At 69.3% G+C, this 23,774-nt stretch carries 23 protein-coding genes; 12 read left to right on the top strand and 11 right to left on the bottom strand.

Annotation, left to right across the window (positions count from 1 at the left end; all coding sequences use genetic code 11):
* Positions 1-121 precede the first annotated feature (121 nt).
* Complete coding sequence (locus AMYNI_RS48510) at positions 122-1,357, top strand: HNH endonuclease signature motif containing protein (RefSeq protein ID WP_020672378.1); 1,236 nt, start codon at positions 122-124, stop codon at positions 1,355-1,357.
* A 28-nt stretch (positions 1,358-1,385) separates the two neighbouring features.
* Here AMYNI_RS48510 and AMYNI_RS50700 read toward each other — a convergent pair whose 3' ends face one another.
* On the bottom strand, positions 1,386-1,724 hold the full coding sequence (locus AMYNI_RS50700) for a hypothetical protein (RefSeq protein WP_020672377.1): 339 nt from the start codon (positions 1,722-1,724) through the stop codon (positions 1,386-1,388).
* 465 nt (positions 1,725-2,189) lie between these two features.
* Here AMYNI_RS50700 and AMYNI_RS0132965 point away from each other — a divergent pair, with 465 nt between their 5' ends.
* The 3 genes from AMYNI_RS0132965 to AMYNI_RS0132955 all read left to right on the top strand — a co-directional run bounded on the left by AMYNI_RS0132965 (position 2,190) and on the right by AMYNI_RS0132955 (position 6,685).
* Positions 2,190-2,639: a nuclear transport factor 2 family protein gene (locus AMYNI_RS0132965; protein ID WP_020672374.1), complete on the top strand. Its 450-nt coding sequence runs from the start codon at positions 2,190-2,192 to the stop codon at positions 2,637-2,639.
* 120 nt (positions 2,640-2,759) lie between these two features.
* The gene (locus tag AMYNI_RS0132960) at positions 2,760-5,723 is read left to right on the top strand and encodes a 3-keto-alpha-glucoside-1,2-lyase-like domain-containing protein (protein ID WP_020672373.1); all 2,964 of its coding nucleotides are present in this window, start codon (positions 2,760-2,762) and stop codon (positions 5,721-5,723) included.
* Positions 5,724-5,785: 62 nt separating this feature from the next.
* Positions 5,786-6,685 carry a hypothetical protein gene (locus AMYNI_RS0132955; RefSeq protein ID WP_020672372.1) on the top strand — a complete coding sequence of 300 codons (900 nt, stop codon included), beginning with the start codon at positions 5,786-5,788 and terminating at the stop codon, positions 6,683-6,685.
* Here the strand turns inward: AMYNI_RS0132955 and AMYNI_RS0132950 are convergent.
* Entirely contained in the window at positions 6,669-8,087 is a 1,419-nt protein-coding gene (locus tag AMYNI_RS0132950; protein ID WP_020672371.1) for an MFS transporter, read from the bottom strand. The two genes, AMYNI_RS0132955 and AMYNI_RS0132950, sit on opposite strands and share 17 nt — an antisense overlap.
* Positions 8,088-8,148: 61 nt before the next feature.
* Between AMYNI_RS0132950 and AMYNI_RS0132945 the strand changes: the two genes are divergently transcribed.
* Positions 8,149-8,664, top strand: a complete 516-nt coding sequence (locus AMYNI_RS0132945; protein ID WP_020672370.1) for a winged helix-turn-helix transcriptional regulator — start codon at positions 8,149-8,151, stop codon at positions 8,662-8,664.
* A 4-nt stretch (positions 8,665-8,668) separates the two neighbouring features.
* Here AMYNI_RS0132945 and AMYNI_RS47530 read toward each other — a convergent pair whose 3' ends face one another.
* Positions 8,669-9,676, bottom strand: coding sequence for a hypothetical protein (locus AMYNI_RS47530; RefSeq protein WP_020672369.1), 1,008 nt, complete (start codon positions 9,674-9,676; stop codon positions 8,669-8,671).
* A 177-nt stretch (positions 9,677-9,853) separates the two neighbouring features.
* Here AMYNI_RS47530 and AMYNI_RS0132935 point away from each other — a divergent pair, with 177 nt between their 5' ends.
* On the top strand, positions 9,854-10,222 hold the full coding sequence (locus tag AMYNI_RS0132935; protein WP_020672368.1) for a hypothetical protein: 369 nt from the start codon (positions 9,854-9,856) through the stop codon (positions 10,220-10,222).
* Positions 10,223-10,286: 64 nt separating this feature from the next.
* On the opposite strand, the gene AMYNI_RS0132930 is transcribed toward AMYNI_RS0132935, so the two are convergent.
* Entirely contained in the window at positions 10,287-11,222 is a 936-nt protein-coding gene (locus tag AMYNI_RS0132930; protein ID WP_020672367.1) for a DUF5996 family protein, read from the bottom strand.
* Positions 11,223-11,240: 18 nt separating this feature from the next.
* Positions 11,241-11,609, bottom strand: coding sequence for a GNAT family N-acetyltransferase (locus AMYNI_RS0132925; RefSeq protein ID WP_020672366.1), 369 nt, complete (start codon positions 11,607-11,609; stop codon positions 11,241-11,243).
* A gap of 295 nt (positions 11,610-11,904) precedes the next feature.
* Here AMYNI_RS0132925 and AMYNI_RS0132920 point away from each other — a divergent pair, with 295 nt between their 5' ends.
* Positions 11,905-13,944, top strand: a complete 2,040-nt coding sequence (locus tag AMYNI_RS0132920; RefSeq protein WP_020672365.1) for an oxygenase MpaB family protein — start codon at positions 11,905-11,907, stop codon at positions 13,942-13,944.
* A gap of 14 nt (positions 13,945-13,958) precedes the next feature.
* On the opposite strand, the gene AMYNI_RS0132915 is transcribed toward AMYNI_RS0132920, so the two are convergent.
* Positions 13,959-14,501, bottom strand: a complete 543-nt coding sequence (locus AMYNI_RS0132915; RefSeq protein WP_020672364.1) for a DUF6817 domain-containing protein — start codon at positions 14,499-14,501, stop codon at positions 13,959-13,961.
* Between the two features lie 148 nt (positions 14,502-14,649).
* Between AMYNI_RS0132915 and AMYNI_RS0132910 the strand changes: the two genes are divergently transcribed.
* On the top strand, positions 14,650-15,552 hold the full coding sequence (locus tag AMYNI_RS0132910) for a LysR family transcriptional regulator (RefSeq protein WP_026361236.1): 903 nt from the start codon (positions 14,650-14,652) through the stop codon (positions 15,550-15,552).
* A gap of 49 nt (positions 15,553-15,601) precedes the next feature.
* Positions 15,602-16,099 carry a Pycsar system effector family protein gene (locus AMYNI_RS0132905; RefSeq protein ID WP_020672362.1) on the top strand — a complete coding sequence of 166 codons (498 nt, stop codon included), beginning with the start codon at positions 15,602-15,604 and terminating at the stop codon, positions 16,097-16,099.
* 4 nt (positions 16,100-16,103) lie between these two features.
* Here AMYNI_RS0132905 and AMYNI_RS0132900 read toward each other — a convergent pair whose 3' ends face one another.
* A complete protein-coding gene (locus tag AMYNI_RS0132900; RefSeq protein WP_020672361.1) occupies positions 16,104-16,862 on the bottom strand; it encodes an SDR family oxidoreductase in 759 nt (252 codons plus the stop codon).
* A gap of 69 nt (positions 16,863-16,931) precedes the next feature.
* Between AMYNI_RS0132900 and AMYNI_RS0132895 the strand changes: the two genes are divergently transcribed.
* A complete protein-coding gene (locus AMYNI_RS0132895) occupies positions 16,932-17,798 on the top strand; it encodes a LysR family transcriptional regulator (protein WP_020672360.1) in 867 nt (288 codons plus the stop codon).
* Positions 17,799-17,817: 19 nt separating this feature from the next.
* Here the strand turns inward: AMYNI_RS0132895 and AMYNI_RS0132890 are convergent, their stop codons facing one another.
* Positions 17,818-18,594, bottom strand: a complete 777-nt coding sequence (locus AMYNI_RS0132890; RefSeq protein ID WP_020672359.1) for a class I SAM-dependent methyltransferase — start codon at positions 18,592-18,594, stop codon at positions 17,818-17,820.
* A 104-nt stretch (positions 18,595-18,698) separates the two neighbouring features.
* On the opposite strand from AMYNI_RS0132890, the gene AMYNI_RS0132885 reads away from it, so the two are divergent.
* Positions 18,699-19,943 (top strand): PTS transporter subunit EIIC, encoded by a 1,245-nt coding sequence (locus AMYNI_RS0132885; RefSeq protein WP_020672358.1) that lies wholly within the window; start codon positions 18,699-18,701, stop codon positions 19,941-19,943.
* Here AMYNI_RS0132885 and AMYNI_RS0132880 read toward each other — a convergent pair.
* The gene (locus AMYNI_RS0132880; protein ID WP_020672357.1) at positions 19,925-20,524 is read right to left on the bottom strand and encodes a dihydrofolate reductase family protein; all 600 of its coding nucleotides are present in this window, start codon (positions 20,522-20,524) and stop codon (positions 19,925-19,927) included. The two genes, AMYNI_RS0132885 and AMYNI_RS0132880, sit on opposite strands and share 19 nt — an antisense overlap.
* Complete coding sequence (locus AMYNI_RS0132875; RefSeq protein ID WP_020672356.1) at positions 20,521-21,333, bottom strand: metalloregulator ArsR/SmtB family transcription factor; 813 nt, start codon at positions 21,331-21,333, stop codon at positions 20,521-20,523. Before AMYNI_RS0132875 ends, AMYNI_RS0132880 begins: the two co-directional genes overlap by 4 nt.
* A gap of 166 nt (positions 21,334-21,499) precedes the next feature.
* Between AMYNI_RS0132875 and AMYNI_RS0132870 the strand changes: the two genes are divergently transcribed.
* A complete protein-coding gene (locus AMYNI_RS0132870) occupies positions 21,500-21,862 on the top strand; it encodes a hypothetical protein (protein WP_020672355.1) in 363 nt (120 codons plus the stop codon).
* Between the two features lie 19 nt (positions 21,863-21,881).
* On the opposite strand, the gene AMYNI_RS0132865 is transcribed toward AMYNI_RS0132870, so the two are convergent.
* On the bottom strand, positions 21,882-23,543 hold the full coding sequence (locus tag AMYNI_RS0132865; protein WP_020672354.1) for a TIGR04141 family sporadically distributed protein: 1,662 nt from the start codon (positions 23,541-23,543) through the stop codon (positions 21,882-21,884).
* Positions 23,544-23,774 lie beyond the last annotated feature (231 nt).

The raw sequence follows: 23,774 nt of genomic DNA, 5'->3' as shown, positions 1-23,774 counted from the left end.
GGCGGGTATGATTTGTTCCCTCTTTCGTGTTTGGCATCTGGCGTTTTCTGTCGGGGGGCGGCGGTATTGTGGAGGGGTATTCAGAACTGAGGAGGTTCTGGTGTCCTGTGTTCTTTTGCGGATGGCCCCGAAGGTTGATTTTGGTGCGCTTTCGCCGGAGTGGTTGTTCGGTTTGCGTGAGTCGACGATCGAGCACCTCGACCCGTCCCAGGCGGTGGGCGTGGTGATCTCCGCGCGGCGGGTGATCTGCCGTGCGCAGGCGATCCAGGCACGGGCGATCGCGCAGGTCAGCCGGGCCCGCGGTGGGGCGCGGTGGGTGGCCGATGAGTTGGCGCCGGAGTTGCGGTTGTCCCGTGACACGACCGCGACCCGGGTCGCGTTGGCCGATGCGCTGGTGTCGCGGATGCCGTGCCTCTTGGCGGCGATGGTCGAAGGCGAGCTGGATATCGAGAAAGCCCGTCAAGCCTTTGATGGCGTAGCGGTATTGTCGGACGAACTGGCCCGTCAGGCCGATGAAATCCTGGCCGATCGGATCGGCGAGAAGAATCCGAGCAACTGGCGGAAAACGGTCACTCGCGTGGTGGCGAGTCTCGATCCGGAAGGGCAGCGGGCGCGGGCGGAGGCTCGGCGCAAGCAGCGCCGTGTCGAGTTGCATCATGAGCCGGATGCGATGGCGTCGTTGTGGGCGTATCTCCCGGCTGAGATCGCGACCGCCGTCTATGCCCGGATCGACATGCTGGCCCGCAAGCTTCGCGGTGGCGATGAGGTTCGCACGATGGATCAGTTGCGGGCTGATGTGTTGGCGGAGTTGCTGCTCGGCAAGGGCTGGGAGGGCTTGGCCGCTCAGGTGTTCATCCATATCCCGCTCGACACCGCGTTGGGTATCCGTGATGACGGCTGCGAGCTGGTCGGTCATGGTCCGATTCCGGGGGAGGTGGGTCGTCAGCTCATGAACCAGCCGGGTTCGGTGTGGCGGAAGGTGTTGACCGATCCGGTATCGGGCACTGTCCGGGATCTCGGCCGCAAGCGGTACCGGCCACCAGCCGATCTGGCCGAGTTGGTCCGGGTCCGTGATCGCACCTGCCGCGCACCGGGCTGCAATCGGCCCGCGCAACGCTGCGACGCGGACCATTGCACGGCGTGGTCGGAAAACGGGGCCACCTGTGAGCACAACCTGTGTTGCCTGTGCCGTCACCACCACCGGTTGAAGGATGAGCCGGGCTGGCAATTCGAGTTCGATCCCGACACGGCCGATTTAACGGTCACCACCCCCACCGGCCGCACCTACACCACCAGACCGGAGCCACTTCTCGACCCACCACCACCGAAAACCGCCGACGACCCACCACCCTTCTAGCGCGTGTCTGCCCTAGCGCGGTTCCCGCTCAGGCGTTGGCGGCGCTGGTGTTGATCTCGCCGTTGACGCCCTTGGGGAAGAAGCCGCCCGACGTGGCCTGTTTGCCGGTCAGGTAGACGATGTTGAGGACCTGGCCGGTGCTGCGGCTGTAGGCGATGCCGTTGCCGTCGGTGGGCACGATGTTGGCCTGGCGCCTGCTGTCGACCACGCCCTGGTCCAGATCGGTGGAGCCGTCCAGGCTGTCGCGCGCCTTGGACAGCTTGACGGTGGCCTCCTTCAGGTCGCGGCCGAGCAGCCCGGTGCCCAGCAGCCCGGTCTGCCGTTCGAAGATCGCGCTGCGGATATTGGCGGCGTGATACGCCTCCACCGAAGGCGTCGAAGGTGTGCCCGGGTTTCACCAGACCGGCGGCCTGCGCGGCCGCGGTGAAACTGGCCCGCAGATCGATCGCGGGCTGGCTGACCGCGGCCGAGCCCAGCGCGGTGCGCAGGAACTCCACGTGCTGACGCTCGTCGGAGGCGATCTCCTGGGCGTACTGGCGGGCCGTCTTCGTCACGAACCGCACCGTCACTCACCTCCACCGCGGCCACGGCGGTCGGACTCGTTCTCCGCACTCCGATTGATCATCTTCGCCGCAAAGTTCTTGCCGAACACTGTGTGCTCCTCTTCGTTCGCGAAATGCCAGGTGAACTCATCCCCCGGCATTCGGTGTGACCGCGGCCACGGATGGGTGCCAGTACCGGCGAGGTCGTCGACACCTGACATTCCCAGCGGCTGCGCCGTCGTACTGCTGAGACGAACCCACCGGGGTTCGCGTGGCAGAAGGGAAAGCCGATGAGCGATCTGCAGGCCATCGCCGACCGCGTCGAAATCGGGGCACTGCACGGCGAACACGCCGACGCGGCCAACATGGGCGACTACGACCGCCTCGCGTCGCTGTTCACGCAGGACGCGGTGTGGCGGATGCCCGACGTCAACGTCGAGTTCACCGGCCGCGAGGAGATCCGCGCCGGGTTCCAGCGGCTGGGCGACCACTGGGAGTACTTCGTGCAGAACAGCCATCCGGGCGTGATCCAGCTCGAGGGCGACACCGCGTCCGGCCGCGACTACATCTACGAGATCGGGCGCCAGCGCGACGGCAGGTGCATTGTCAACTATGCCCTGTTCCACGACCGCTACCAGCGCACCGCGGACGGCTGGAAGTTCACCGAGCGCGTCTACGAGGTCAAGTACCTCGACACCACACCGCTGGCGGGCTCACCCCAGGTCTCGCCAGATTTCTGACACTTTCCCCAGCTTCCTTTCCTCTTTTGTTGACTCTGCGCAAAAGTCGCCGTTAGCTGTGAGCAGGCGGTTTTCGCGCAGCGGAGCGCGGGCCGCGTCCCTGCCCGAGGAGGAAGGCCGATGCGGCCGTTCGTCGCCCTGCTCGCCGTAGTTCTGGCCATCGGTCTTCCCGCCCCGGCCCTCGCGCAGCCCGACATCCCGCCGCAGGAACCGGGAGTGACGCTGCGGGTGTTCGACGTGCAGGTCCCGCTGGAGCACTACTGCACGCTCAAACCCAGTCAGACGCCCAACATCGACAAGCTCATGCCGACGATCGACTGGTCCTCCGCGGAGCACTTCGGGATCACCGACCGGTTCGTCACCGAGGTCACCGGTTACCTCGACATCGACACCGCCGGCAAGTACGACTTCCGGCTCACCAGCGACGACGGTGCCCGGCTGCTCGTCGGCGGCGCACAGGTCATCGACCACGGCGGCCGGCACGGGGCGACCCCGAAGGACGGTTCGATCGAGCTTGCCGAGGGCTACCAGCCGCTGCGCATCGATCACTTCGACGCGGACTTCGACCAGCGGCTCAGGCTCGAATGGAAACCGCCCGGCGCGAGCGGTTTCTCCGTCGTACCCAACTCGGCGCTGAGCACTGACGCCGACGTCACGCGGGTCACCTCCCCCGGGCGCAAGCAGTGCGAGGGCGTCACGGAGTCCCCTGGCGACGGGCTGCCGCTGACCGGGGTGCACCCCGGCTACACGCTGACCGATCTGCGCCCCGCGGGCTTCGAGCCGCAGGTCACCGGCATGGACTGGTTGCCGGACGGCAGGATGGCCATCTCCACCTGGGGCGGCGCGCAGGAGACCGTGCTCGGCGAGGTCTACCTGATCGACGGCGTCACCGGCACGACCGACCCGTCGAAGGTGACGACCAAGAAGATCGCCGGCGACCTCCAGGAGCCGATGGGCATCAAGTACGTCGACGGCACGCTCTACGTGTCCGAGAAGAAGGGGCTGACCGCGCTCGTCGACACCGATGGTGACGAGGTCACCGACGAGTACCGCCGGATCGCGACCTGGCCGTTCGGCGGCAATTACCACGAGTTCGCGTTCGGCCTGCTGTACCGGGACGGGTACTTCTACGTCAGCCTCGGCATCGCGATGAACCACGGCGGCGCCACCGCCGACCCGCAGCCCGCGCCCAACCGCGGCAGCACCCTCAAGATCGACAAGAACACCGGTGAAGTGTCCTATGTGGCCGGTGGGCTGCGCACGCCGAACGGCATCGGCTGGGGCCAGGACGGCGACATCTTCGTCACCGACAACCAGGGCGCGTACCTGCCGACGTCGAAGCTGGTGCGCATCGAGCAGGACCGCTTCTTCAACCACCACATGAACCCCGACGGCCCGTTCGACGGCAAGCCGGTGACCGAGCCGGTGCTCTGGTTGCCGCACGGCGAGATCTCGAACTCGCCGAGCAACCCGGTGGTACTGCCCAACGGCGTGTTCGCCGGGCAGCTGGTCTTCGGCGACGTGACCTACGGCGGGCTGCAACGGGCCTACCTGGAGAAGGTCGGCGGCGAGTACCAGGGCGCGGTGTTCCGGATGACGCAGGGCCTGGAGTCCGGTGTCAGCCGGATCAGCCTCGGCCCGGACGGCGCGATCTACACCGGTGGTATCGGCGCGGGCGGCAACTGGGGACAGGCCGGCAAGCTCAAGCACGGCCTGCAGAAGCTTTCCCTCAGCGGTAGTGACGCGTTCGACATGCTCGCCATGCGCGCGGTCGACGGCGGGTTCGAGATCGAGTACACCCAGCCGCTGTCCGAGGAGACCGCGCGGGACCTGGCGTCGAAGTACCAGGCCGCGCAGTGGCGGTACGTGCCGACACCGCAGTACGGCGGCCCCAAGGTGGACGAAGAGACCCTCGACGTGACCTCGGCGGCGCTGTCGGCGGACCGGAAGACGGTGACGCTGATGGTGGACGGCCTGCGGCCGGGCCGCGTGGTGTACGTGCACTCCCCGCGCCCGTTCGCCGCGGAGTCCGGCGACGAGCTGTGGAGCACGGAGGCGTGGTACACCCTCAACACGCTGCCGGACGGTTCGGTGCCGCCGCCGGAGTACGAGGCGGAGTCCGCCGCGCTGGCCGGCGGCACCGGCTTCAACACCAACCACGCCGGCTATTCGGGCGCCGGATTCGTCGACCGCAACTGGGAACCGGGCACCAGCACCACGTTCGCCGTCCGGGCAGGCCAGGACGGCCGGTACGACATTGCCCTGCGGTACGCGAACGGGCCGAACCCCGATCCGGCGCCGGTGACCAAATCAATGAGCCTGTACGTCAACGGCGTGAAGCAGAAGCAGATCTGGCTCGCCAGCACGGGCACCTGGGACCAGTGGGCCACCCACGTCGAATCGGTGCCGTTGCGCGCCGGCGCGAACACGATCGCCTTCGTCTACGAACCCGAGGACGACGGCCACGTGAACCTCGACAAGATCACCGTAACGCCCACCGAGCGGATCCCCCTGTTCGACGGGACGGATCTGGACGCCTGGGAGGCGACGGCCGGCGGCCCGGCGGCGTGGCCGGTGGCGGACGGCTCGATGGAGTCGCTCGGCGGGGACATCCGCACGAAGGAGAAGTTCGGCGACTTCCGGCTGCACGCCGAGTGGTACCAGCCGGACTACCCGCCGGACGTGACCGGACAGGCCCGCGGCAACAGCGGGGTGTACATCCAGGAACGCTACGAAATCCAAGTGCTGGAGTCCTTCGGCGTCACCGCGCCGAAGACGAACGACGCCGGCGCGGTCTACACCAAGAAGGCGCCGGACGTGAACGCGGCAACCGCGCCGCGCACGTGGCAGACCTACGACATCGAGTTCCGGGCGGCACGCTTCGGCAGCGACGGCACCAAGGTGGCCGACGCACGGGTGACCGTGTGGTGGAACGGCCGGCTGGTACACGACGATGTGGCAATCGACGGCAGCACCGGAGCGGGGCGGCCGGAGGACCCGTCGCCGGGCTCGATCCGGTTGCAGGACCACGGCGATCCCGGGGCCAATCCGAGGTTCCGCGACGTCTGGATCGAACGGCTCTGAAACCGGTCAGGACGTCCGAATCATGCAAGACGGGCCGTGACCGCCCGCGCATGATGGGGCACATGCACGTCGACCTTTCCCTGGCTTCGGATTTCCTTGCCACGCACGCCCGGCTCCTCGACCGTCACCGCTACCGGCATCTGCTCGGCGAAGGCGATCCAGCGGCGACCCTCGCCGCCCTCGCGGCCTATCGCAACCCCGACGGCGGTTTCGGCTGGGGCCTCGAGCCCGACCTGCGGTCCGCGGAGAGCCAGACCGGACCGGCGCTGCACGCGTTCGAGGTGTTCGCGGAGATCACCCCGGCTCGGAGCCCGCAGGCCACCGAGCTCTGCGACTGGCTTGCCTCGGTGACCCTGCCCGACGGCGGGTTGCCCTTCGCGCTGCCCGTGACCAATCCGGCCGGCTGCGCGCCGTTCTGGGCGAACGCCGACCCGAACGTGTCTTCGCTGCAGATCTCCGCGATCGTCACGGCGACCGCCCACCGCGTCGCCGCGCACGATCCGGACGTGGCCGCCCACCCCTGGCTCGCCCGCGCCACCGAGTACTGCCTGTCCGCGATCCGCAAGCTCGATGACCGGCCGCACGCCCTCGTGCTCGCCTTCGCCGTGCAGTTCCTCGACGCCGCGCACGACACCCATCCCGAGGCAACCGAGCTGCTGGACCATCTCCGCGACTACCTCCCCGAGAACGGGCTCGTGCACGTCGACGGCGGCGCCGAGGACGAAATGATGCGTCCGCTGGATTTCGCGGCCCTGCCCGACCGTCCGGCGCGGAGCCTGTTCGCGCCGGACGTGATCGACGCCGAGCTAAACCGTCTCGCGGACCGGCAGCAGCGCGACGGAGGCTGGCTCGTCGACTTCGCCAACTATTCCGCCGCGGCCACCCTGGAATGGCGCGGTTACGCCACGGTGAGCGCCCTTTCGATCCTCAAGCGCAACGGCATGCTCAGTTCGACCGGCTAGGCAGCCGGGACAACACCAGCACGGACAGCGCCCCGGCGAGCGAGATGATCCCGGTCAGCACGGTGACCTGGTTCCATCCGGTGAACTGGGCGGCGGTGTCGGCACTGCGACCGGCGGCGAGGATGGTGACGACGGTGACCCCGATGGAGGCGCCGAGGTAGCGGGCCGTGTTGTTCACCCCGGTGCCCATGGCCGCGTGCTCCGCGGGCACGGTGGCGACCGCCTGCCGGCCGAGGCCGCTGTTGAGGACACCGGTGGCGAGGCCGGCGATCAGCAGGCCGGGCAGCAGCCGCCCCACGGTCGAGGCCGAGCCGAGACCGGTGAGCAGCAGCAGTCCGGCCCCGGTGGCGGCCAACCCGATGGTCAGCTGGGCGGTGCCGCTCAGTCGCGGCGCCAGGTGGCGGCTGAGCACGGCGGGCACCGCGCTGGTGAACGACCAGAGCCCGAGCGCGAGGGCGGCCTGCAGGCTGGTCAGCCCCATGCCCGCGGTGAGGAAGGTGCAGGCGAAGGACATCAGCGCGATCACCCCGGCACCGGTGCTCGCCGCCGCCACCGTGGCCACCGCGAAACCCTCGCGTCGGAACAGCTCGGGCCGCACCATCGGCGAGCGGCCGCGTTTCTGGCTGACCACGAACGCCGCCAACGCGACCACCGCGACCCCGCCGCACACCAGCGCGACCACGGCGTCGCCCTGCCGCGCCTCGATCATGGCGATCAGCATGGTGGCGAACCCCGCGGTCATCAGCGCGGCGCCGAGCAGGTCGAGTCGCCGTTCCGGGTGCGCCGCCGTCTCGGTGAAGCACCATCGCGCGACCACCGCGACGACGACGCCGGCCGCCGCGAGCAGCCAGTACGTCGCCTGCCACCACGTCGTCAGGTCGAACAAGCCGGTCACCAAGGGGCCGGCCGCGATGCCCAGCCCCATGCTGGCTCCCCACCAGGCGGCCGACCTGGTCCGCTGGGTGGTCTCAGTGGCCGCAGAGACCACCGCAGCCACCAGTCCCAGCCCGGTCGCGATCATGCCGGCGGCACCCACCCCTGCGACGAGCCTGCCGGTCACGAACAGCACCGGCTCGCTCGCCAGCGCGCACAGCACCGAGCCGGCCGCGAACACGCCCGACCCCAGCACGAAGACGCGCCGGCGACCGGCCTGGTCGGCCAGCGTTCCCGCGGTCAGCAAGCTGACCGCCAGTCCGACGCTCATCGAGCTCAAGATCCACGTCGCCGCCCCCGGCGAGGCGTGCAGCGCCCCCGCGAGCGTCGTCGCGTTTCCCAGCGGACCCGCGTAGGCCACCATGGCCACGAACGTGCTGATCGAGGTCAGCGCGAGCGCCGGCACGAAGCGCGTGCCCTGCTCCCGCACGGTCCGGCCGGCGCCGGATGCGATGCTCAGTCTGTTCACCAGACCACCATTGCACACTATCGGTCTGGTGAACAGACCATATGCCGGGTAGGCTGGACCCGTGGCACTGGGAACCGGATACGACCAGCAAGGCTGTTACCTCGCCCGCGCACTCGAAGTGGTCGGGGAACGCTGGACCCTGCTGATCCTGCGCGATTGCTTCTACGGGGTGCGCCGCTTCACCGACCTCCGCGAGCACCTCGACATCTCCCGGGCCGTGCTCACCGCCCGCCTGGAAACCCTCCTCGACGCGGGCGTGCTCACCAGGGAAGACCGCGACGGACATCCGGAGTACCTGCTCACCGACGCCGGCCATGCCTTGTGGCCCACCATCTTCACCCTGTCCAAGTGGGGCGAGCAGTACACCACCGGACCGCATCCCACCCGCGTCTTCAGCCACGCCGCCTGCGGCACCGACCTCGACGACCACGGCCACTGCCCGGCCTGCGGCCACACTCCCCCGCCCGCCGATCTGATCGTGCGCCCCGGCACCGGACGGAACGCCATGCGCCGCGACGACCGCGTCGCCAGCGCACTCGACCGGCCGCACCGCATGCTCACCCCGATCGAGCATTGACCGGTCAGGGGCAGGCGCCGCGCCAGACCGAGTAGCCGCCGGAACGTGCACCGAGGATGCTGCCGTCGTCGAAGACCGCGGTCGGCGAACCGTTGGCCGGGAAGGTGTCCACGAAGGTCGTGTGCTGCCAGACCGCCGGGGCGAAGCCGGGATCTCGGCCGACGACCATGCCGCCGCTGGTGACGAAGTCGCCGAAGGCGCTGTCCTTGATCGGCTGGGGCTTGGCGGGGTCGATCCAGAGGAAACCTTGGTACGTGGCCACATCGTCGAGGGCGCGGGCGGAGCCGACGACGATTCCACCGCGGATCGAGCGAGCGGAGGTCAACCGGTAGCCCTCCGGAGTGGCGAGGGGAATCACCTGGCCGGCGCGCCACAGGTGCGAACCCTTGGCGAGGTAGAGCAGGGCGGTTCCGTCGTTGTCGAGGTCGTCGGCGGCGATGAAGGAGTTGTCCGCGGGCAGCGTGATCGTGACCGGGGAACCGCCGTCACCGGGCCACAGCCAGGGTGCCGAGTGTCCGTTCTTGTCGTCGGCTTCGCCCAGCACATCGCCACGATCGTTGATCGCCACCGGCGTCACCGCCCCGAAACCCTCGGGCCTGGGCAGCCGCTCGTAGACACCCAGGCCCTGGTGCCCACCGTGGTAGCGGAAGATCTCGGAGCCGGGCTCGTCGGGCCTTGTCGCGTAGAGCAACACGGTGCCGGAACTGTTCTCGTCCACCGCACTCGTCAGCGTGAAGCCGGCCGGGGGCTGTTGCTTGCGGCCGAACGAGCCGTCGCGGTTCCACAGCACCATGTCCTTGAAGAACTCGCCCCCTGGGCTCACCCATTGCACGAAGCCGGCGAAGTCGCCCTGCCCAGTGCCACCCGCGACATACGGCAGCCCCACGATATCCGCGGGAGGGATCGGCGTTTCCGACCAGACGCAGCCGGCCTCGCTGGTCTGCGCTGAAGCCAGCGGCATGACGGTCAGCAGGGCACTCGCCGCGGCGAGCAGAACGACCCGGATTCGCATGTGCAGTCCCCCACTGTGCGTCACCCCATGGTGTCGAGTGGGATATCGAGCCCAGGACGGCGGGCGTTACCGCAAACCCTCGCTGATCAGACCCGGTTTGAGTGTTCCGGTCATGTCCCGTCCACTCCTCTGGCAAGATCCGGAGCGGGTTCAGCCTGAAAGGGGAGGTACTTCGTGATGGTCCACCGTGTTCTGCCCGGCGCCGTGGTGCTGGCCGCGTCCGCCGCGTTGCTGACCGGGACGGCCGGGAACGCGAGCGCGACGCCGGCCGCCGACAGCGCCATCTGGTCGGCCCCGACGGTGCCGTTCCCGGTCCCGATCAACGATCTGGAACCGCGCAAGTGCTACAACGTCCAGGGCCTGCTCGGCGAGCAGGCCAACTACCTGGCGAACCGCACCGGCAACTCGGTGCTCAACCTGTTCGCCGAGCCCGACTGCGGCGGCGGCCTGTTCATCGACGCCATCTTCCCGCCGGGCCAGGGCAGCGGTTCGGAGTCCCACAAGGACTACTACAGCTTCAACGTGTCCCCGCTGTCCGGCGGCTGAGCCCGGTCACCGGAGAGTCCTAATTGGACCCAGCGGCACCGGCGCGACCATCCGAAGTAGACGGTCAGCGGCCCGGACTCCCGGCGGCGGTGACGCCGCCGGGGCAGGCCAGGTCGTCCACGTTCCAGCCTGCCCGGCGGGCGCCGGCGTGGTAGGCGCTGTCGAGGAAGGCGAGCACGGCGGACCGCGGGTCGGGGTCGGTGCGGGCGTCCTGGTAGCGCAGCAGGGCCAGGTGACCGCCGCCGCTGGTGGTCCACGCGGCTGCCGTGGGGTGCAGCGGTTCCTCGGCAAGGCCGGCGGGTTCGGGGGCGGTGTAGGAGTAGAAGGCGGCGTCACCGCCGGTGTCGTCACCGAACCAGAAGCCGAAGCTGACCACCTCTCGTGAGTAGGCCTCGCGGGTGACGGGGTCGGCAGCGGGCTGGTGGATGCGGCGGTCGGAGAAGCGGGTGTGCGCGAGATCGAAGCTGTGCCAGAACAGGTGCACCGGGCTGGCCTTGCCGGAGAAGCCGGCCGCGAACTCTTCGAGCACCAGGTTCACCTGCGAGAGCACCTGCCAGGCTCGGTTCATCCAGACCGGATCGTAGCTGGCGTGCCCGGTGTCCTCGGCGAACGGCGGATGTTTCTCCGGCAACCCGAACGGCGTGGGGTCGGCGATGTCCACCTGCACGCCGAGTGCTTCCAGCGCTTCGAGCACGTCGCGGTAGAACGAGGCCACCGAGTGGCCGGGCAGCGGGAACGACACCGCACGTCCATCCACTGTGGACGCGATCAGCCGGTGGTCGACGAAGTCGAAGTCCACGGTGAAGATCGGGTTGCCGTCGGCAAGGCCCGTCGGGCGGGAGGTGATGCCGCGCCCGGTGACGTGGAAGGGAACGTTCCACCAGTGGTTGCGGCGCGGGCTCGCCGCCAGCCGGATCTTGCCCACCACCTGGCAGAACAGGTGCACGGTCGTCTTGGTGTCGCGCCACTGGTCGAAGGGGATGGCCGGAAACAGCTCCATGGAACCAACTTTCTGAGGTCAGATCGGCTTCTGGTCGGTGGCATCGGCGGCATCGGTGTTCTCGGTGGCCGGTGGGTGGTAGACGAGGTCCTGGTACTCCGGGTGGCGGGTCACCCAGTTGGCGATGAACGGGCACCGCGGCACGATCCGCAGCGCTCGTTCGCGGGCGTCGTCCAGCGCGGCCCTGGCCAGCTTGGAACCGACGCCGCTGCCTTCGTAGGCCGGGTCCACCTCCGTGTGGGTGAACACGATCAGGCCGCGGGTGGTGAGCCGGTAGGCGGCAAGGCCGGCCAGTGCCGAGCCGTCCCTTGCCTCGTACCGGCTCTGCTCGGGTGCGTCGGAAACCGCGATTTCCATGGCGTCCTTTCCGGTCTTCGGCTGCCGCAAACGGATACCCTGCGAAAATACGTCATGCCGCGAAGATCCGCTCGACATCCGGCGTCGGTAGAAATACGTAAGAACTACGTATTACCCGTATTACCACCGGAAATCGTCCGAATGCCCGGCTGAAATGTCAGTTTCCAGCCGAGCGCGCGTTGGGAAGATGCACCTGCTCGCGCCACACTTGTCACAGCGATGACACTCGACACCGGCCGATTCTACCCTAGAGTAGGAATTTTCCCGATCCACTTCCGGAGCGCGTGGCCGAATGGAAGACTGCGGTCAACTTCGGGGAGGTGCCATGAACATACCGGAATCGGCGGAAGAGGTATCCGGGCACCGGTTGCAGGTGCCGCAGCCGCCGGGCAAATCGCTGCATCCGGCCGTACGCGACGGCTTGTTCGGGCCGCTGATACCGCTGTCCGGGGCACTGTTCCTCGTGCTGTACGTGGGCAGCGGCGCGACCGATGTCTGGTTCGCGTGGACCGTGGCGAACCCGCTCACGGCCACCACGATGGGCGCGGGTTTCGGCGCGGCTGTGGTGTTGTTCGTACTTGCCGTGCTGGAGCCGGGCTGGGTGAACGCGCGGATCGCCGCCTTCGCCCCGCTCATGCTGGCCGGTGGCAGCCTGCTCGTCACCAACCTGTACGACGGGGACCTGAATCCGTCGCGTCAGCTCGACATCGCCGGCGTGTCGATCACGGTGCCGGTGGAAGGCGTGTGGCTGGTGGGCCTCGGGCTCACGCTGCTGCTCACGGTGGTGACGCTGCCGATGCAGTTCAACCGCCGGCTCGACAACGACGCCGAAGCGCTGGGCACGCCGATGCCGGGGTGGGCACGCGTCATCTCCGGTATCCAGGGCATCGGGCTGGTCGTCGCCGGGGTGATCTTCTTCGCCGACCCCGAGCAGGGCGTCTCCTGGTGGCCGTGGCCGGTGAGCGTGCTGGACCTGCGCGAGCTGTGCGTGTGGATGGTCACGATCGGTCTGCTGATCCTGCACGCCACGGTGGACGGCGACCTGCGGCGCGGGGCGATCGGCCTGGCCGCGCTGGTCCCGTTCGGGGTGCTCGCCCTCATCGGCGTGCTCCGCTACCCCGGTGACCTGAACTGGGACTCGCCCTCGGCGTGGATCTTCCTGTCGGTCGTGGTGGTCCTGCTCGGCACCGGCGCGATCGGCCTGCTGCTGCTCGGTCTGCTGCGGGTGCTGCTGCCGGTACTGACCTCGGCGACCGGCGCCGAGGCCGACGTGCCGCAGTCCTTGGCCCGCCTGCGGGAACTCGCGCGGGACGTCCGCCTGAAGATCAAGCCGCACACCGACAACGGCTTCTTCGGCCCCGGCTCGGTGACCTGGAAGGTCTGGTCCTACCCGACTTCGCTCACCGTGGGCTTCCAGCGCGCGGTCGTCGTCGAGGAGCTCGACCCCGCACTGATCGCCTCCGTGGACGCGACCAAGGCGATCCGCACCCGCCCGCGCGCCCGCTACGACCGCACGCTGCGGTACTTCTCGATGGTCGCGTTCGCCGGCAGCCGCGACACCATGAAAGCCGCCGACATCCTGGTCAAGATCCATTCGACCGGGATCGGTATCGAGCCGAACAGCGGTGCCCGCTACGACGCCAACGATCCCCAGTCGCAGCTGTGGATCCACCTGACCGCATGGCACTCGATCCTGTACGCCTATGAGAAGTACGGCCCCGGCAAGCTCAGCCCGCAGGAGGAGGCCCGTTACTGGGCGGACTGCGCCACGGCGGCCGAACTGCAGACCTGCGACCCCGCCGACATCCCCCGCGACCGCGAAGGTGTCCGCGCGTACTTCGAGCGGATGCGCCCCCAGCTGGCCGGCACCCCGATCGCCCGCTCCACCATGGACCACCTGCTGCACGCCGAGGTGATGCTGCCCCCGATGCCGCCGGTGTACTGGCCGGCGACACTGATCATCACCACCGCCCTGCGCATCGCCACCAACGCGTCCATGCCGCGCTGGATGCGCGAAATGTCCGGCATCCGACAGAGCCGCCTGCTGGACGCGCTGATCGTGCCGGTCATGCGGATTTCCTTCCGGCTGAGCCGGATCAGCGGCTGGCTCCAACTGGGCGCACTGCACGTGCTGTCCCCCTCGACCATGCCCGTGGTGGCCCCGATCCTGCTCGGCATCCCGGCCACCACTCCCGAGACGCTCACCCCCGCCGAAGGCCGGGCGCGCTACGGCTACCCCAAACCCGCCCAAGCCCACCCGGAACTGCGTGCGAAACAGCACAAACGCGTCTTCGCCGAACGCCAGGAACCCAGCGACGTCGGCCTGGTCGAGTCCGAACCCGTCCTCGGCACCCGCACCCGATGAGGACGGACGGATGTTCAGGCCGGCAGCAGATCGTCGAGGTCACGCCGGGCGAGTTCACTGAGCAAGGGGCGGAACCCTTGCAGTAGCTCACGAATCGCGGCACCCCACCGCTCGCGGAACTCGGTGCTCACCCGGACGAGGTCGAGTTCGTTGGCCGCGGTCAGCTCGGCGAAGTCGCGGCGCAACCGGCCGGCGGGCTGGACCGCGTTGCCGGAGAACCGGTCCACGAGCGGTCCGCCGCCGGCCAGTGCCGGATAGGACTTCGACCGGTCACAGCCCGCATAGACGTAGACGATCTCTTCGGCTTCGTCGCCGATGACTCCTCGGAGCCGGTCACGTTCGGCCAGCGGCAGCAGCCCGGTGGGGAAACCGTCCGTTCCGTAGGCGGCATGGCACAGACCCGCGAGCCGCAACGCCGGCCTGGCCTCCCAATCGCTCAACCGCGCCTGTACCCGGCACAGGTGCGCCAGCAAGGTACCGCCGGGATGCGCCACGCCACCGGCACCGAGTTCCGCCAGCAATTCGGTCGCCACGGCCACCGAAGCGTCCGGTTCCATCACGGTCCCCTTTCTCCGGGCGGGTCGGCACCTTGCCCGGCGCCGGACAAGGTTGCCGCCCTCCCCCTGCCAGCCAGCTTCGCAATCCCTTAGACCCCAGTCAATTCTCGGGTTTACTTGGAAAGACCCAAGGTTTAGCTTGGGCATCGTGACTCTGGAGGACCTTCGCGTCTTTCTGGCCGTGTGCAAACTGGGCAACCTCAGCGCCGTGGCGCGAGACCTGTCGTGCAGCCAGTCGGCGGTGAGCCAGCACGTCAAGCGGCTGGAGGCGGAGATCGGCCTGAGCCTGGTGGAGCGACGACCGCGTGGGGTCATCCTCACCGACGCCGGTCGCCTGCTGCGGGACGCGGTGCGTGCCGGCCTCGGCCAGATCGACACCGCCGTCCGGCAGACACGTGATCTCGCCGAGGGCAGCGCGGGCGAGGTCCGGGTCACCACCGGGGCCACCACGGTCCGGCACTTCATGACCGGCGGTATCCACACCTTCCGGCAGCGCTATCCGCGGGTGCGGCTGGAGTTCCGCACCAGGGTCTCCAGCCGTGACTGCCTCGCGGCGATCACCGCCGACGAAGCCGACCTGGCGTTCGTCACCATCGGCGCACCGGTCCCCGGGGTCGAGGTGCGCCAGGTCGTCGAACTGCCGTGGTCGCTCGCCGTCCCTGCCGACGATCCGCTCGCCGGCGCCACGCACCTCGAACTCGCCGGTCTGGAGGGCATCCCGCACATCCGGCTGCCGGAGAACTCCACCGCCCGCAAGCAGCTCGACACCCGGCTCGCCGAACACGGGATCACCGCGCCCACCGCCGCGAGCGCCGCCGACTGGGACACCGTGGTCCTGCTGGTCGAACTCGGCGTCGGCCGCGCCGTCGTGCCCACCATGCCGGGCTGGAACCCGGCCCGGCACCCCGACCTGCGGCTGGTCCCGATCCCCGCCCTGCGACCGCTGGCCGCCGGCTGGGCGTATCGGCGCTGGGACGCGCTCAGCCCTCAGGCCCGAACGTTCGCCGACACCATCACCGCCGACCTCGGCGGAGCGGACCCGGCAAGGTGACTCGGCCGATTCCACTCCGCGCGGGGACGGCCTGGGTCATCATGCTGGCATGGCAGGAACCGGAAACGAGGCGATCGCGGCCGACCGTGAAGGCTGGTCGCTGGACGAGTTGCTCAAGGACGAGCTGAGCCGGGGAGACGCGGCGCTGGGGCGCACGGAGACCAAGACCAGCATCCTGCTGGCGGTGTTCAGCCCGATCGTGACCGCCGGCCTGGCCGTGCTGCCCCGGGCGTCGGTGCCGGCGGCGGCCCGGCTCACGTTCTGGGCCGCGCTCGTCCTCCTCGTCCTCGCCCTGCTCCTGCTGCTGTGGAACGTGCGGCCGCGGCTGCGCGGGAGCGGCTTCACCACCTACGTGTCGATGACCGGCACCGAGCTGACCCGGCACTTCGCGGCCATCGCGGATGATCCCCGGCAATGGCACTGCGAACGGTTGCTCGTCGTGGCCAGGCTCGGCGCCAAGAAGTTCAAGCTGCTCCGGCTCGCCACCACCCTCATCATCGCCGCCCTGCTCCTCGCGGTCGCCGCAGCGATCGTGGCCGCGATCTGAAGCCTCACCACGGAATGACTTCGTCCAGGGCGTCCGGCCCGCGGAAGACGCCGGTGGGGCCGTCGGCGGAGATCGTCGCGAGCAGGACCGGGACGACCGCGCCATCGGCCGTGCTGCGGTCGCCGCGGGGAAAGGTCGCCGCCGCGTTCTGGTCGGTCGGCACCAGGCCGGGGCTGACGGCGTTGACCTTGATGCCGTCCTCGCGGAGAGCATTGGCGTAGATCAGCGTCAAGGCGTTGAGCGCGGCCTTGGACGAGCTGTATGCGAGGAAGCCCTGAGCCGGGAGCTTGCTCTCCGGATCGCTCAGCAGGGTGAGCGACCCGAGCCCGCTGGACAGGTTGACGATCCGCGGGTTGCCGGAGCGGCGGAGCAGCGGCACACAGGCCGAAGTCACCGTGACCACGCCGAAAACGTTGACCTCGAACACTTCTCGAAGCTGCGCGGCCGTGAGGTCGGCGGGCCGGACACCCCACTCGACCATGATCCCGGCGTTGTTCACCAGCACGTCCAGCCGTCCGGTCGAGGTCTCGATCGTTTCGACGGCCGCTTCGACGGAGGCCACGTCGCCGACGTCCAGCCGCACGAACCGGATGTCCAGTCCGCTGCCCGGCCCGCTCGTCAGCTCCTCGACGGCCGAGTGGCCGCGCTCCGGATCGCGGGCGCCGAGGTAGACGGTGCAGCCCCGCTCGGCCAGCCGTCGGACGATCTCCCGGCCGATGCCCTTGTTGGCGCCGGTGACGAGTGCTACTTCGTTCGCGTTCATGCCACCACTCCAGCCGCCGCGGCGCCGGAAGGGAAAGACCGATCCGGTACCGCCCCATACCCTGGCGGTATGCCGGAGCCGGAGATCCGCGAACTGCGCTACTTCCGCGCGGTCGCCGAGGACCTGAACATCACCCGCGCGGCCGAGCGGCTCGGCATCGCGCAGCCGCCGCTGTCCAGGGCCATCCGGCAGCTGGAACGCCGGCTCGGTGTCGACCTCTTCGACCGCACCGGACACCGGCTGGCGCTGACCCCGGCCGGTGAAACCCTGCTCAAGGAGTCGGCCGACGTGCTCGGCGCCCTCGACTCCGCGGTACGCCGGACGCGGCAAGCCGCCCTTCCCGGCCGCGGCCTCGTGGTCACCGCCAAACCGGGGGTGGCCACGCGGTTGCTGCTCCGGATCTGCGAACGGTTCCGGGCGGATCGGGACGCGCCGGAGATCCGGGTGGTGCTGAGCGGATTCGGTGAGCAGGCCGACCTGGTCCGGGACGGGCGCGCGGACCTGGCCATCGCGGCCTGCGTCGACGCCCGCGGCCTCGAAGTCGAACTACTGGCGACCGAACCACGCGTCGCCGCGCTCGCCGCGGGACACGAGCTGGCCGGGCGCGAAGTCCTCAGCACGGCCGACCTGCGCAACGAGCCGGCGCCCCGGTGGAGCGACCCGAGGGTGGTCGACCGGGCCTACTGGCTGGGCAATCCGGATCGCCCCGCCGACGGCCCGGTCGTGCGGGACAGCGCCCAGCTGCTGGACGTGGTCGCCCTCGGCCAGGCCGTGGCCCTGGTGCCCGCGTCGCTGGCCGCGATGAACGTCCGGCCCGATGTGACGTACCGGCCGGTCCCCGACGCGGCGCCGTACCGGACGCTGGCGCTCTGGCAGGCGGGCGGCCGCTCGCCGGCGATCGCCCGGTTCGTCCGGACGGCGCTGGCCGTGCGCTGACCGTGCCTGAGCAGGAAAGCTACCTGCGCCCCACGAGGTGGAACACCCGACTGAGGCGCCGGTAAGGGTCACGACGGCTGGCTTCCAGCTCCACCTCGGCGATCCCGTTCAGCTCGTCCTCACCGGCGTCGAGGGTCATCCAGTCGGTGAACAGCCACACGCCGTACCAGGCCACCGGGCGCACTCCGTGCTCGGCGAACATGCCGGAGAGTTCCTCGACGGTGTCGGCCCGCGTGTCCAGGCCCAGCACTCCGCGCTCCCCGCGAGCGTGGAAGGCTGCCTTCGCGTCGTCCCACCGGTGCTCCAGCGCGGGACGGACCGCCAGGGTCTCCGCGTTGAGCGCCATCACCGACACGATGCCGTCGGCGGCGGCGCACGCGGACAGCGACTCGATCATCGGGGCCGGGTCGGGCAGGTACATCAGCACGCCGTGGCAGAGCACGGCGGCGAATCGCCGGTCCCGGGTCAGTGCGGGCGCGTCCTCACCGCGTCCCGGCACCAACCGGACGCGGTCGCGAACCTCGGCGGGCTCGGCCGCCAGGCGCTGCTCCGCGGCGGAAAGCATCGCGTCCGACGAGTCGAGCAGGACGACGTCATAACCCAGGCGTGCCAACGGAAGCGACTGGTGTCCGGCGCCACCGCCAAGGTCCAGCACGGCCGCCGGTGGCGGCGGCAGGTGGTCCATCAGCTGGCGGTGCAGGACATAGGTGCGCACCCGGCCCTTCACCGTCGCGTACGCGCCTTCGACGAAGCGGTCCGTCAGGTTCGCCCACACATCCTCGGTCACGGCGACCATCCTGCCCCGTCCGCACCTCGGCGTCGCGCGGGACCGGTCCCCGACCACCGGGCTACGGTCCGGCGTCGACCACCGAGCTTCCTCCGGCACCAGGAAGGTTTCTCATGAGCGCCACCACCACAGGAGGGGCGAAGGGAAAAGGGCTGCCCGGCCTTCAGCGCTTCGGCCGCAGCCTGATGCTCCCGATCGCCGCACTGCCCGCGGCCGGTCTGCTCAACCGTCTCGGCCAGGACGACCTGCTGGGCAAGGACGGACTCGGCTGGGACAAGGTCGCCGCCGTGCTCGGCGCCGCGGGCGTTGGGCTGTTCAACTGGCTGCCCCTGCTCTTCGCCGTCGGCATCGCGGTCGGTTTCGCACGTAAAGGCGACGGCTCCACCGGTGTCGCCGCCGTAGTCGGCTTCGTCGTGTTCAACAGCGTGGTCCAGGTCTTCGCACCGATCGACGAGCTCGAAGGGTTCGACGATAAGTGGTGGCTCCAGCCGATCAAGTGGCCCTTCAGCGTACTCGGCGGCGTCATTGTCGGCCTGGTCACCGCGATCCTCTGGCAGAAGTTCCACCGCATCAAACTGCCGCCCTACCTGGCGTTCTTCGGCGGCCGCCGATTCGTGCCAATCATCAACTCCTTCGCACTACTCCTGATCGGTGTGGTCTTCGGCCTGATCTTCCCCGTAGTCAACGACGGCATCCACGCCCTCGGTGAAGCAGTCACCGGCAACGCCGTCGTCGGCGGCGGAATCTACGGCATGCTCAACCGGCTGCTCATCCCGATCGGCCTGCACCAACTGCTCAACGTCCCGGTCTGGTTCATCTTCGACGGCGGCGACCTCACCCAATTCTTCGAGGGCGACCCCACCCGCGGCGCATTCATGACCGGGTTCTTCCCCATCTTCATGTTCGCCCTACCCGCCGCCGCACTCGCCATCTGGCAAACCGCCAAACCCAGCCAAAAGAAGGTCGTCGGCGGTGTGATGATCGCCGCCGCGTTCACCTCCTTCCTCACCGGCATCACCGAACCCATCGAATTCGCGTTCATGTTCGTCGCATGGCCGTTGTATCTCATCCACGCGGTGCTGACGGGTATCTCGATGGCACTGGTCAACGCACTCGACATCCACCTCGGCTTCTCCTTCTCCGCAGGCGCCATCGACTTCGCACTCAACTCCACCCACGAAGCAGCCAGCCGGGCCTGGCTACTCATCCCGATCGGGCTGGTCTACGCACTGATCTACTACTTCCTCTTCCGCTTTGTGATCATCAAGTGGAACCTGCGGACCCTCGGCCGCGAAGACGACCTGCTCGACGGCGCCCCTGCCACGGAAAGCGGCAACCGTCACCGGGCGCGGTCGTAGATCATGGCCAGCTCGCCCAGTTCGCCGGTCTCCTGGCGGGTGAGCGTCCACTTCGTAGCCGGCAGGCCGTCGTCGAACAGCCGCTGCCCTCCCCCGGCGATCTCGGGGAAGATCATCAGGTACAGCCGGTCGAGCAGGTCCGCCGAGAGCAGCGCCTTGATCACACTGGCGCTGCTGTTGACGAGGATGTCGCCCTCGCCGGTGGCCTTGAGGTCGGTGACCACGTCCGCGGCGGGGGCGTTCAGCACTCGGGTGCGCTCCCACGGCGGCTCGGTCATGGTGCTCGACAGGACCACCTTTTCCGTGTCCACCAACCACTTCGCGTAGCCGCGATCACGCGGATCGGCGTTCTCGTCCGCGGCGACCGATGGCCAGTACCCCATGAATCCCTCGGCGTTGAGCCGGCCGAGCAGCGCGGTCGTCGCGCCTTCCCAGATGTGGGTCAGCTGGTCGCGCGCGACTTCGGTGGTGACATACGGGGCGAACGCGCTGAAGTCGCCGGGACCGCCGGGACCGTTGTACCGCCCGTCGAGGGTGAGGCCCAGGTTCGCGGTCACCCTGCGGTTCGCGGAGTTGGTCATGATCTTGTTTCCTTTCCCTTGGCGATCGTCTTGGCGAGGTTGTCGAGCACCTGACCCCAGCCGGTTTCGATACCGGCGATGTAGGGCACGGCCTCGACGGCCGTTTCGGTGATGCTCAGGCCGAGCCGCAGCCGGGTGCCGCCGGGGGCCGTGCTGAGCGTCAGGTCGTAGTGGGCGGTGAACGAGACCGCTCCGGCCGCGTCCAGCACCGAAAGCTCGAACACGAGGCGCTCGGGTTTCTTCGCGGTGTGGACCCGTCCCTCGGAGCGGTATCGCCGTCCCTCGGCGTCGCGGTATTCGAGGGCGGCGCGACCACTCGGCTTCGGCTCGAGAACGCAGCCGGTGACCGTCATCGACGGCGGGACCCACCAGGACACCAGCAAGTCCGGGTCGGCCCAGTGCCGCCAGACCGCGGTGCGGGACGCGGCCAGCACACGCTCGAACGAGAAGGTGCGCCCGTCCGCCCACCGTTCCCGGTCCGCGACCGCGGACTCCGCTTCGATGGCGGCGCGGTAGCGCACGACCACGTCTCGCTCGTCTTCGTGCGCCTCGATGGTCTCGACCAGTTCCCGCAGCCGGTGCGCGAGATCCGCCAGTGGCGCCGGCTCGGCCGCGTAGACGCGACGTTGCCCGAGCGGGAAGACCGTGACGAGGCCGGTGCGGGCGAGGGTCTGCAGGTGCTTGGTGGTCTGCGGCTGCCGCAGCCCGGTCAGCTCAGCCAGTTCACCGACAGATCGGGGCCGCTCGGCAAGGAGTTCCACGATGCGCCACCGCGCGCCGTCCCCCAGCGCTGCTGCAATCTCGTCCATGACCGAAGTATTCACTAGCGAGAATATTCTTGTCAAGGAATATCTTCGGTTTCGCGCCGGGCTGGCCGTTCCTTGCTCCGTAAGGCTTCGCGGGAACGCGGCGGCCCGGGACCCCTCCCCGCCATGCCGCGGATGCTTGCCGGACCCGGCAAGTCAGGAGGCAGGTATGAAGGTCCGCTACAACCCGGTCGTCGGTGTCGCGCTGCTGGTGATCGGCGCCGTGTGCGAGTTCCTCGGAGTATGGCTCTATCTGCTCGGCGAGTTCAGCCCGGTGGTACTGACCGGCCTGATGCCGATGCTGATCGGCATTCTCTACCTGGTGCGACCGTACTTCTGGGTGAGCCCGGCGGCGGTGGAGGTGACCGCCCTGGTCGGGACGATGCGGCGCGAGTACCCGTTCCAGGCACTGGAGGCCGAAGGCGGCCGGCTGGTCGCCGTCGACCATGAGGGCGCGCGCAAGAAGGTCCCCGTCGCGCGGTGGCTGGCCCACTCCGAGGACTGGGCAGCGGCCACCCAGCAGAACCATTGACCGCGTCCGGACTGTCCTTTTAGGAGCGTCCCCGGCGGCGGACCGGCCTGGCGTGCCGCCGTTGCTTCGGGATGTACGGGATGTCGGCGAAGCGCAGGGTGGCCTGCATCCCGCGCACCGCACGGTCCAGCCGCAGCAGCGCCACCTGCGAGAGGGTGAACAGCTCCTCGATCCGCCACGAGCGGCCGGCCGCGGCGAGCACGACGGTGCGCGGCGCTTCGGTGACTGCACGATCGGGCGCCACCTTCCCGGCGAGCTGCGCCAGCGCCTCCGGTTCGTGGCTCAACGCGTCCGCGGACACCAGCGCCTGGGTGAACAGGTGACTAGCCGCGGTCGCCCGGCCAAGCCATTTCACGTGGATCAGCTCGTTGCCCGGCCCGAGCAGGTCGCACAGCTCGAACCGCGGGTGCAGCGGGGTGCTGGCGAAATCCTTGTCCAGGCAGAGAAATCCGGGTTCGCCGGCGACGAGGCGGCAGTAGCGGTGCTCGTCGTCGGGAGCACCGCTGGGCACCCAGGCCACCTCGGGCCAGTCGAACCGGCGCTCCAGCAGCGCGGTCACCTGCTCGCGCAGCTGCCGCACGTAGGTCTCCCCGATCCGGTACCACCGCCCTTGGTGGAACACGTACCGCACGTGGTCGATGGTGGTCTCGAACAGCAGCCACCTGGCGACCTGGATGGACGCACCGGCCTCCACCTCGCCCGCTTCGTCGGCGCACGGCACGATCCGCCCGGCCCGCAGCGCCTTGCCGCGGTGCGCCGGCTCGATCTCGGCCAGCCGGTCGGTGAGGTGCGCCAGTTCCAGCCGGCCCGCCACCGCGAACGGCCCGCCCGGCCCCAACCCGGCGACCCGGAACGAGCCGGCTTGCTCCGCGTCGTGCACCGCGGCCGACGGCCAGGCCAGCCCGAGCGGGCCGTGCCCGGCGCCGCCGAGGGTCTCCGCCAGCCGCCGTTCCAGCGTCGGCAGCAGCCGGTCGTGCCGGTCCAGCGGCCTGGTCTGCGCGACGAACCGGAGCGCCGAGTGCGAATCCGGCTCGTCCACCACCGCGCCGACCGCGTCCAGGTCCGCGAGGAAGGCGCGCGGCTCCTTGGCCAGCGGCAACCACACCGAGTTCCCGGCCCGGATCCGGTGCCTGCGCCCGGTCACCCTGCCGTAGGTCAGATCGGTGAGATCGGCCGGGCCCGCCAGGCGGTTGACCAGGTCGCCGTAGGGCTCCAGCCGGAACGCGGAGAGGTCACCGCCACCCGGGATGGAGGTCTGCGTCGCCCGCGCGGAGGCGTCCAGCGCCGCGCTCGCCACCAGGCCGAGTTCGAGCGGGTCGAGGCGGCGGATGCCGAACAGCAGGCCGAAGCCCTGCTCGATGTGCTCGTCGTTGAGCACCAAGTGCCCCGCACCCCAGGTGACCGCATAGGTCCACGGCGGCCGGGGCACCAGCAGCACCGCGAACGGCAACTCGGACGAGAGCGCCAGCTCCGCGCCGGTCAGCGCCGACGCGTGCGGCAGCCACTGCGGCACCTCCGTGCGGAACCGACCGGCGACCAGCCGCGCGCGGGTACCGGACAGGTCGACCTCGGTGTCGTTGGTGACCTGCCCAGCTTCGATCGAGACCAGCTCGGCCTCGGCGGCGCCGCCGTCGAGCCGGAACAGCGAAACCGGCTTGCTTACAGCCGTGGCCATGGACATCACCGCCCCGGGCGAATAGCGGAAAATACAATTCAACGTGATTCCGATGACAGCACAGCCGCAAGGCGGCCCCGAGGCGGTTAAGTTCAGCTTAACAACAGGTTCGACGACCCGCAGGCCGTACATTCGGCGGTTTCCCGATACCCCGCCGGCATGCTCTCCTGTACCGGCGCGGAGGGACGTTAGACCTGCTCAGGCGTCCAGAAGATGATCCCCGGATGTCGCACAGGA

Origin of the sequence: Amycolatopsis nigrescens CSC17Ta-90, from assembly GCF_000384315.1 — a bacterium.
Lineage (GTDB): Bacteria > Actinomycetota > Actinomycetes > Mycobacteriales > Pseudonocardiaceae > Amycolatopsis > Amycolatopsis nigrescens.
The sequence above is the reverse complement of the archived record's forward strand: the minus strand, read 5'-3'. Positions and strand labels throughout refer to the sequence as shown.

What these genes read in the sequence shown, in the direction of transcription:
- AMYNI_RS48510 (WP_020672378.1), top strand. Translation starts at nt 122, where the DNA reads ATGGCCCCGAAGGTTGATTTTGGTGCGCTTTCGCCGGAGTGGTTGTTC.
- AMYNI_RS0132965 (WP_020672374.1), top strand. Translation starts at nt 2,190, where the DNA reads ATGAGCGATCTGCAGGCCATCGCCGACCGCGTCGAAATCGGGGCACTG.
- AMYNI_RS0132960 (WP_020672373.1), top strand. Translation starts at nt 2,760, where the DNA reads ATGCGGCCGTTCGTCGCCCTGCTCGCCGTAGTTCTGGCCATCGGTCTT.
- AMYNI_RS0132955 (WP_020672372.1), top strand. Translation starts at nt 5,786, where the DNA reads ATGCACGTCGACCTTTCCCTGGCTTCGGATTTCCTTGCCACGCACGCC.
- AMYNI_RS47530 (WP_020672369.1), bottom strand. Translation starts at nt 9,676, where the DNA reads ATGCGAATCCGGGTCGTTCTGCTCGCCGCGGCGAGTGCCCTGCTGACC.
- AMYNI_RS0132935 (WP_020672368.1), top strand. Translation starts at nt 9,854, where the DNA reads ATGGTCCACCGTGTTCTGCCCGGCGCCGTGGTGCTGGCCGCGTCCGCC.
- AMYNI_RS0132930 (WP_020672367.1), bottom strand. Translation starts at nt 11,222, where the DNA reads ATGGAGCTGTTTCCGGCCATCCCCTTCGACCAGTGGCGCGACACCAAG.
- AMYNI_RS0132920 (WP_020672365.1), top strand. Translation starts at nt 11,905, where the DNA reads ATGAACATACCGGAATCGGCGGAAGAGGTATCCGGGCACCGGTTGCAG.
- AMYNI_RS0132915 (WP_020672364.1), bottom strand. Translation starts at nt 14,501, where the DNA reads ATGGAACCGGACGCTTCGGTGGCCGTGGCGACCGAATTGCTGGCGGAA.
- AMYNI_RS0132905 (WP_020672362.1), top strand. Translation starts at nt 15,602, where the DNA reads ATGGCAGGAACCGGAAACGAGGCGATCGCGGCCGACCGTGAAGGCTGG.
- AMYNI_RS0132900 (WP_020672361.1), bottom strand. Translation starts at nt 16,862, where the DNA reads ATGAACGCGAACGAAGTAGCACTCGTCACCGGCGCCAACAAGGGCATC.
- AMYNI_RS0132895 (WP_020672360.1), top strand. Translation starts at nt 16,932, where the DNA reads ATGCCGGAGCCGGAGATCCGCGAACTGCGCTACTTCCGCGCGGTCGCC.
- AMYNI_RS0132890 (WP_020672359.1), bottom strand. Translation starts at nt 18,594, where the DNA reads ATGGTCGCCGTGACCGAGGATGTGTGGGCGAACCTGACGGACCGCTTC.
- AMYNI_RS0132885 (WP_020672358.1), top strand. Translation starts at nt 18,699, where the DNA reads ATGAGCGCCACCACCACAGGAGGGGCGAAGGGAAAAGGGCTGCCCGGC.
- AMYNI_RS0132880 (WP_020672357.1), bottom strand. Translation starts at nt 20,524, where the DNA reads ATGACCAACTCCGCGAACCGCAGGGTGACCGCGAACCTGGGCCTCACC.
- AMYNI_RS0132875 (WP_020672356.1), bottom strand. Translation starts at nt 21,333, where the DNA reads ATGGACGAGATTGCAGCAGCGCTGGGGGACGGCGCGCGGTGGCGCATC.
- AMYNI_RS0132870 (WP_020672355.1), top strand. Translation starts at nt 21,500, where the DNA reads ATGAAGGTCCGCTACAACCCGGTCGTCGGTGTCGCGCTGCTGGTGATC.
- AMYNI_RS0132865 (WP_020672354.1), bottom strand. Translation starts at nt 23,543, where the DNA reads ATGTCCATGGCCACGGCTGTAAGCAAGCCGGTTTCGCTGTTCCGGCTC.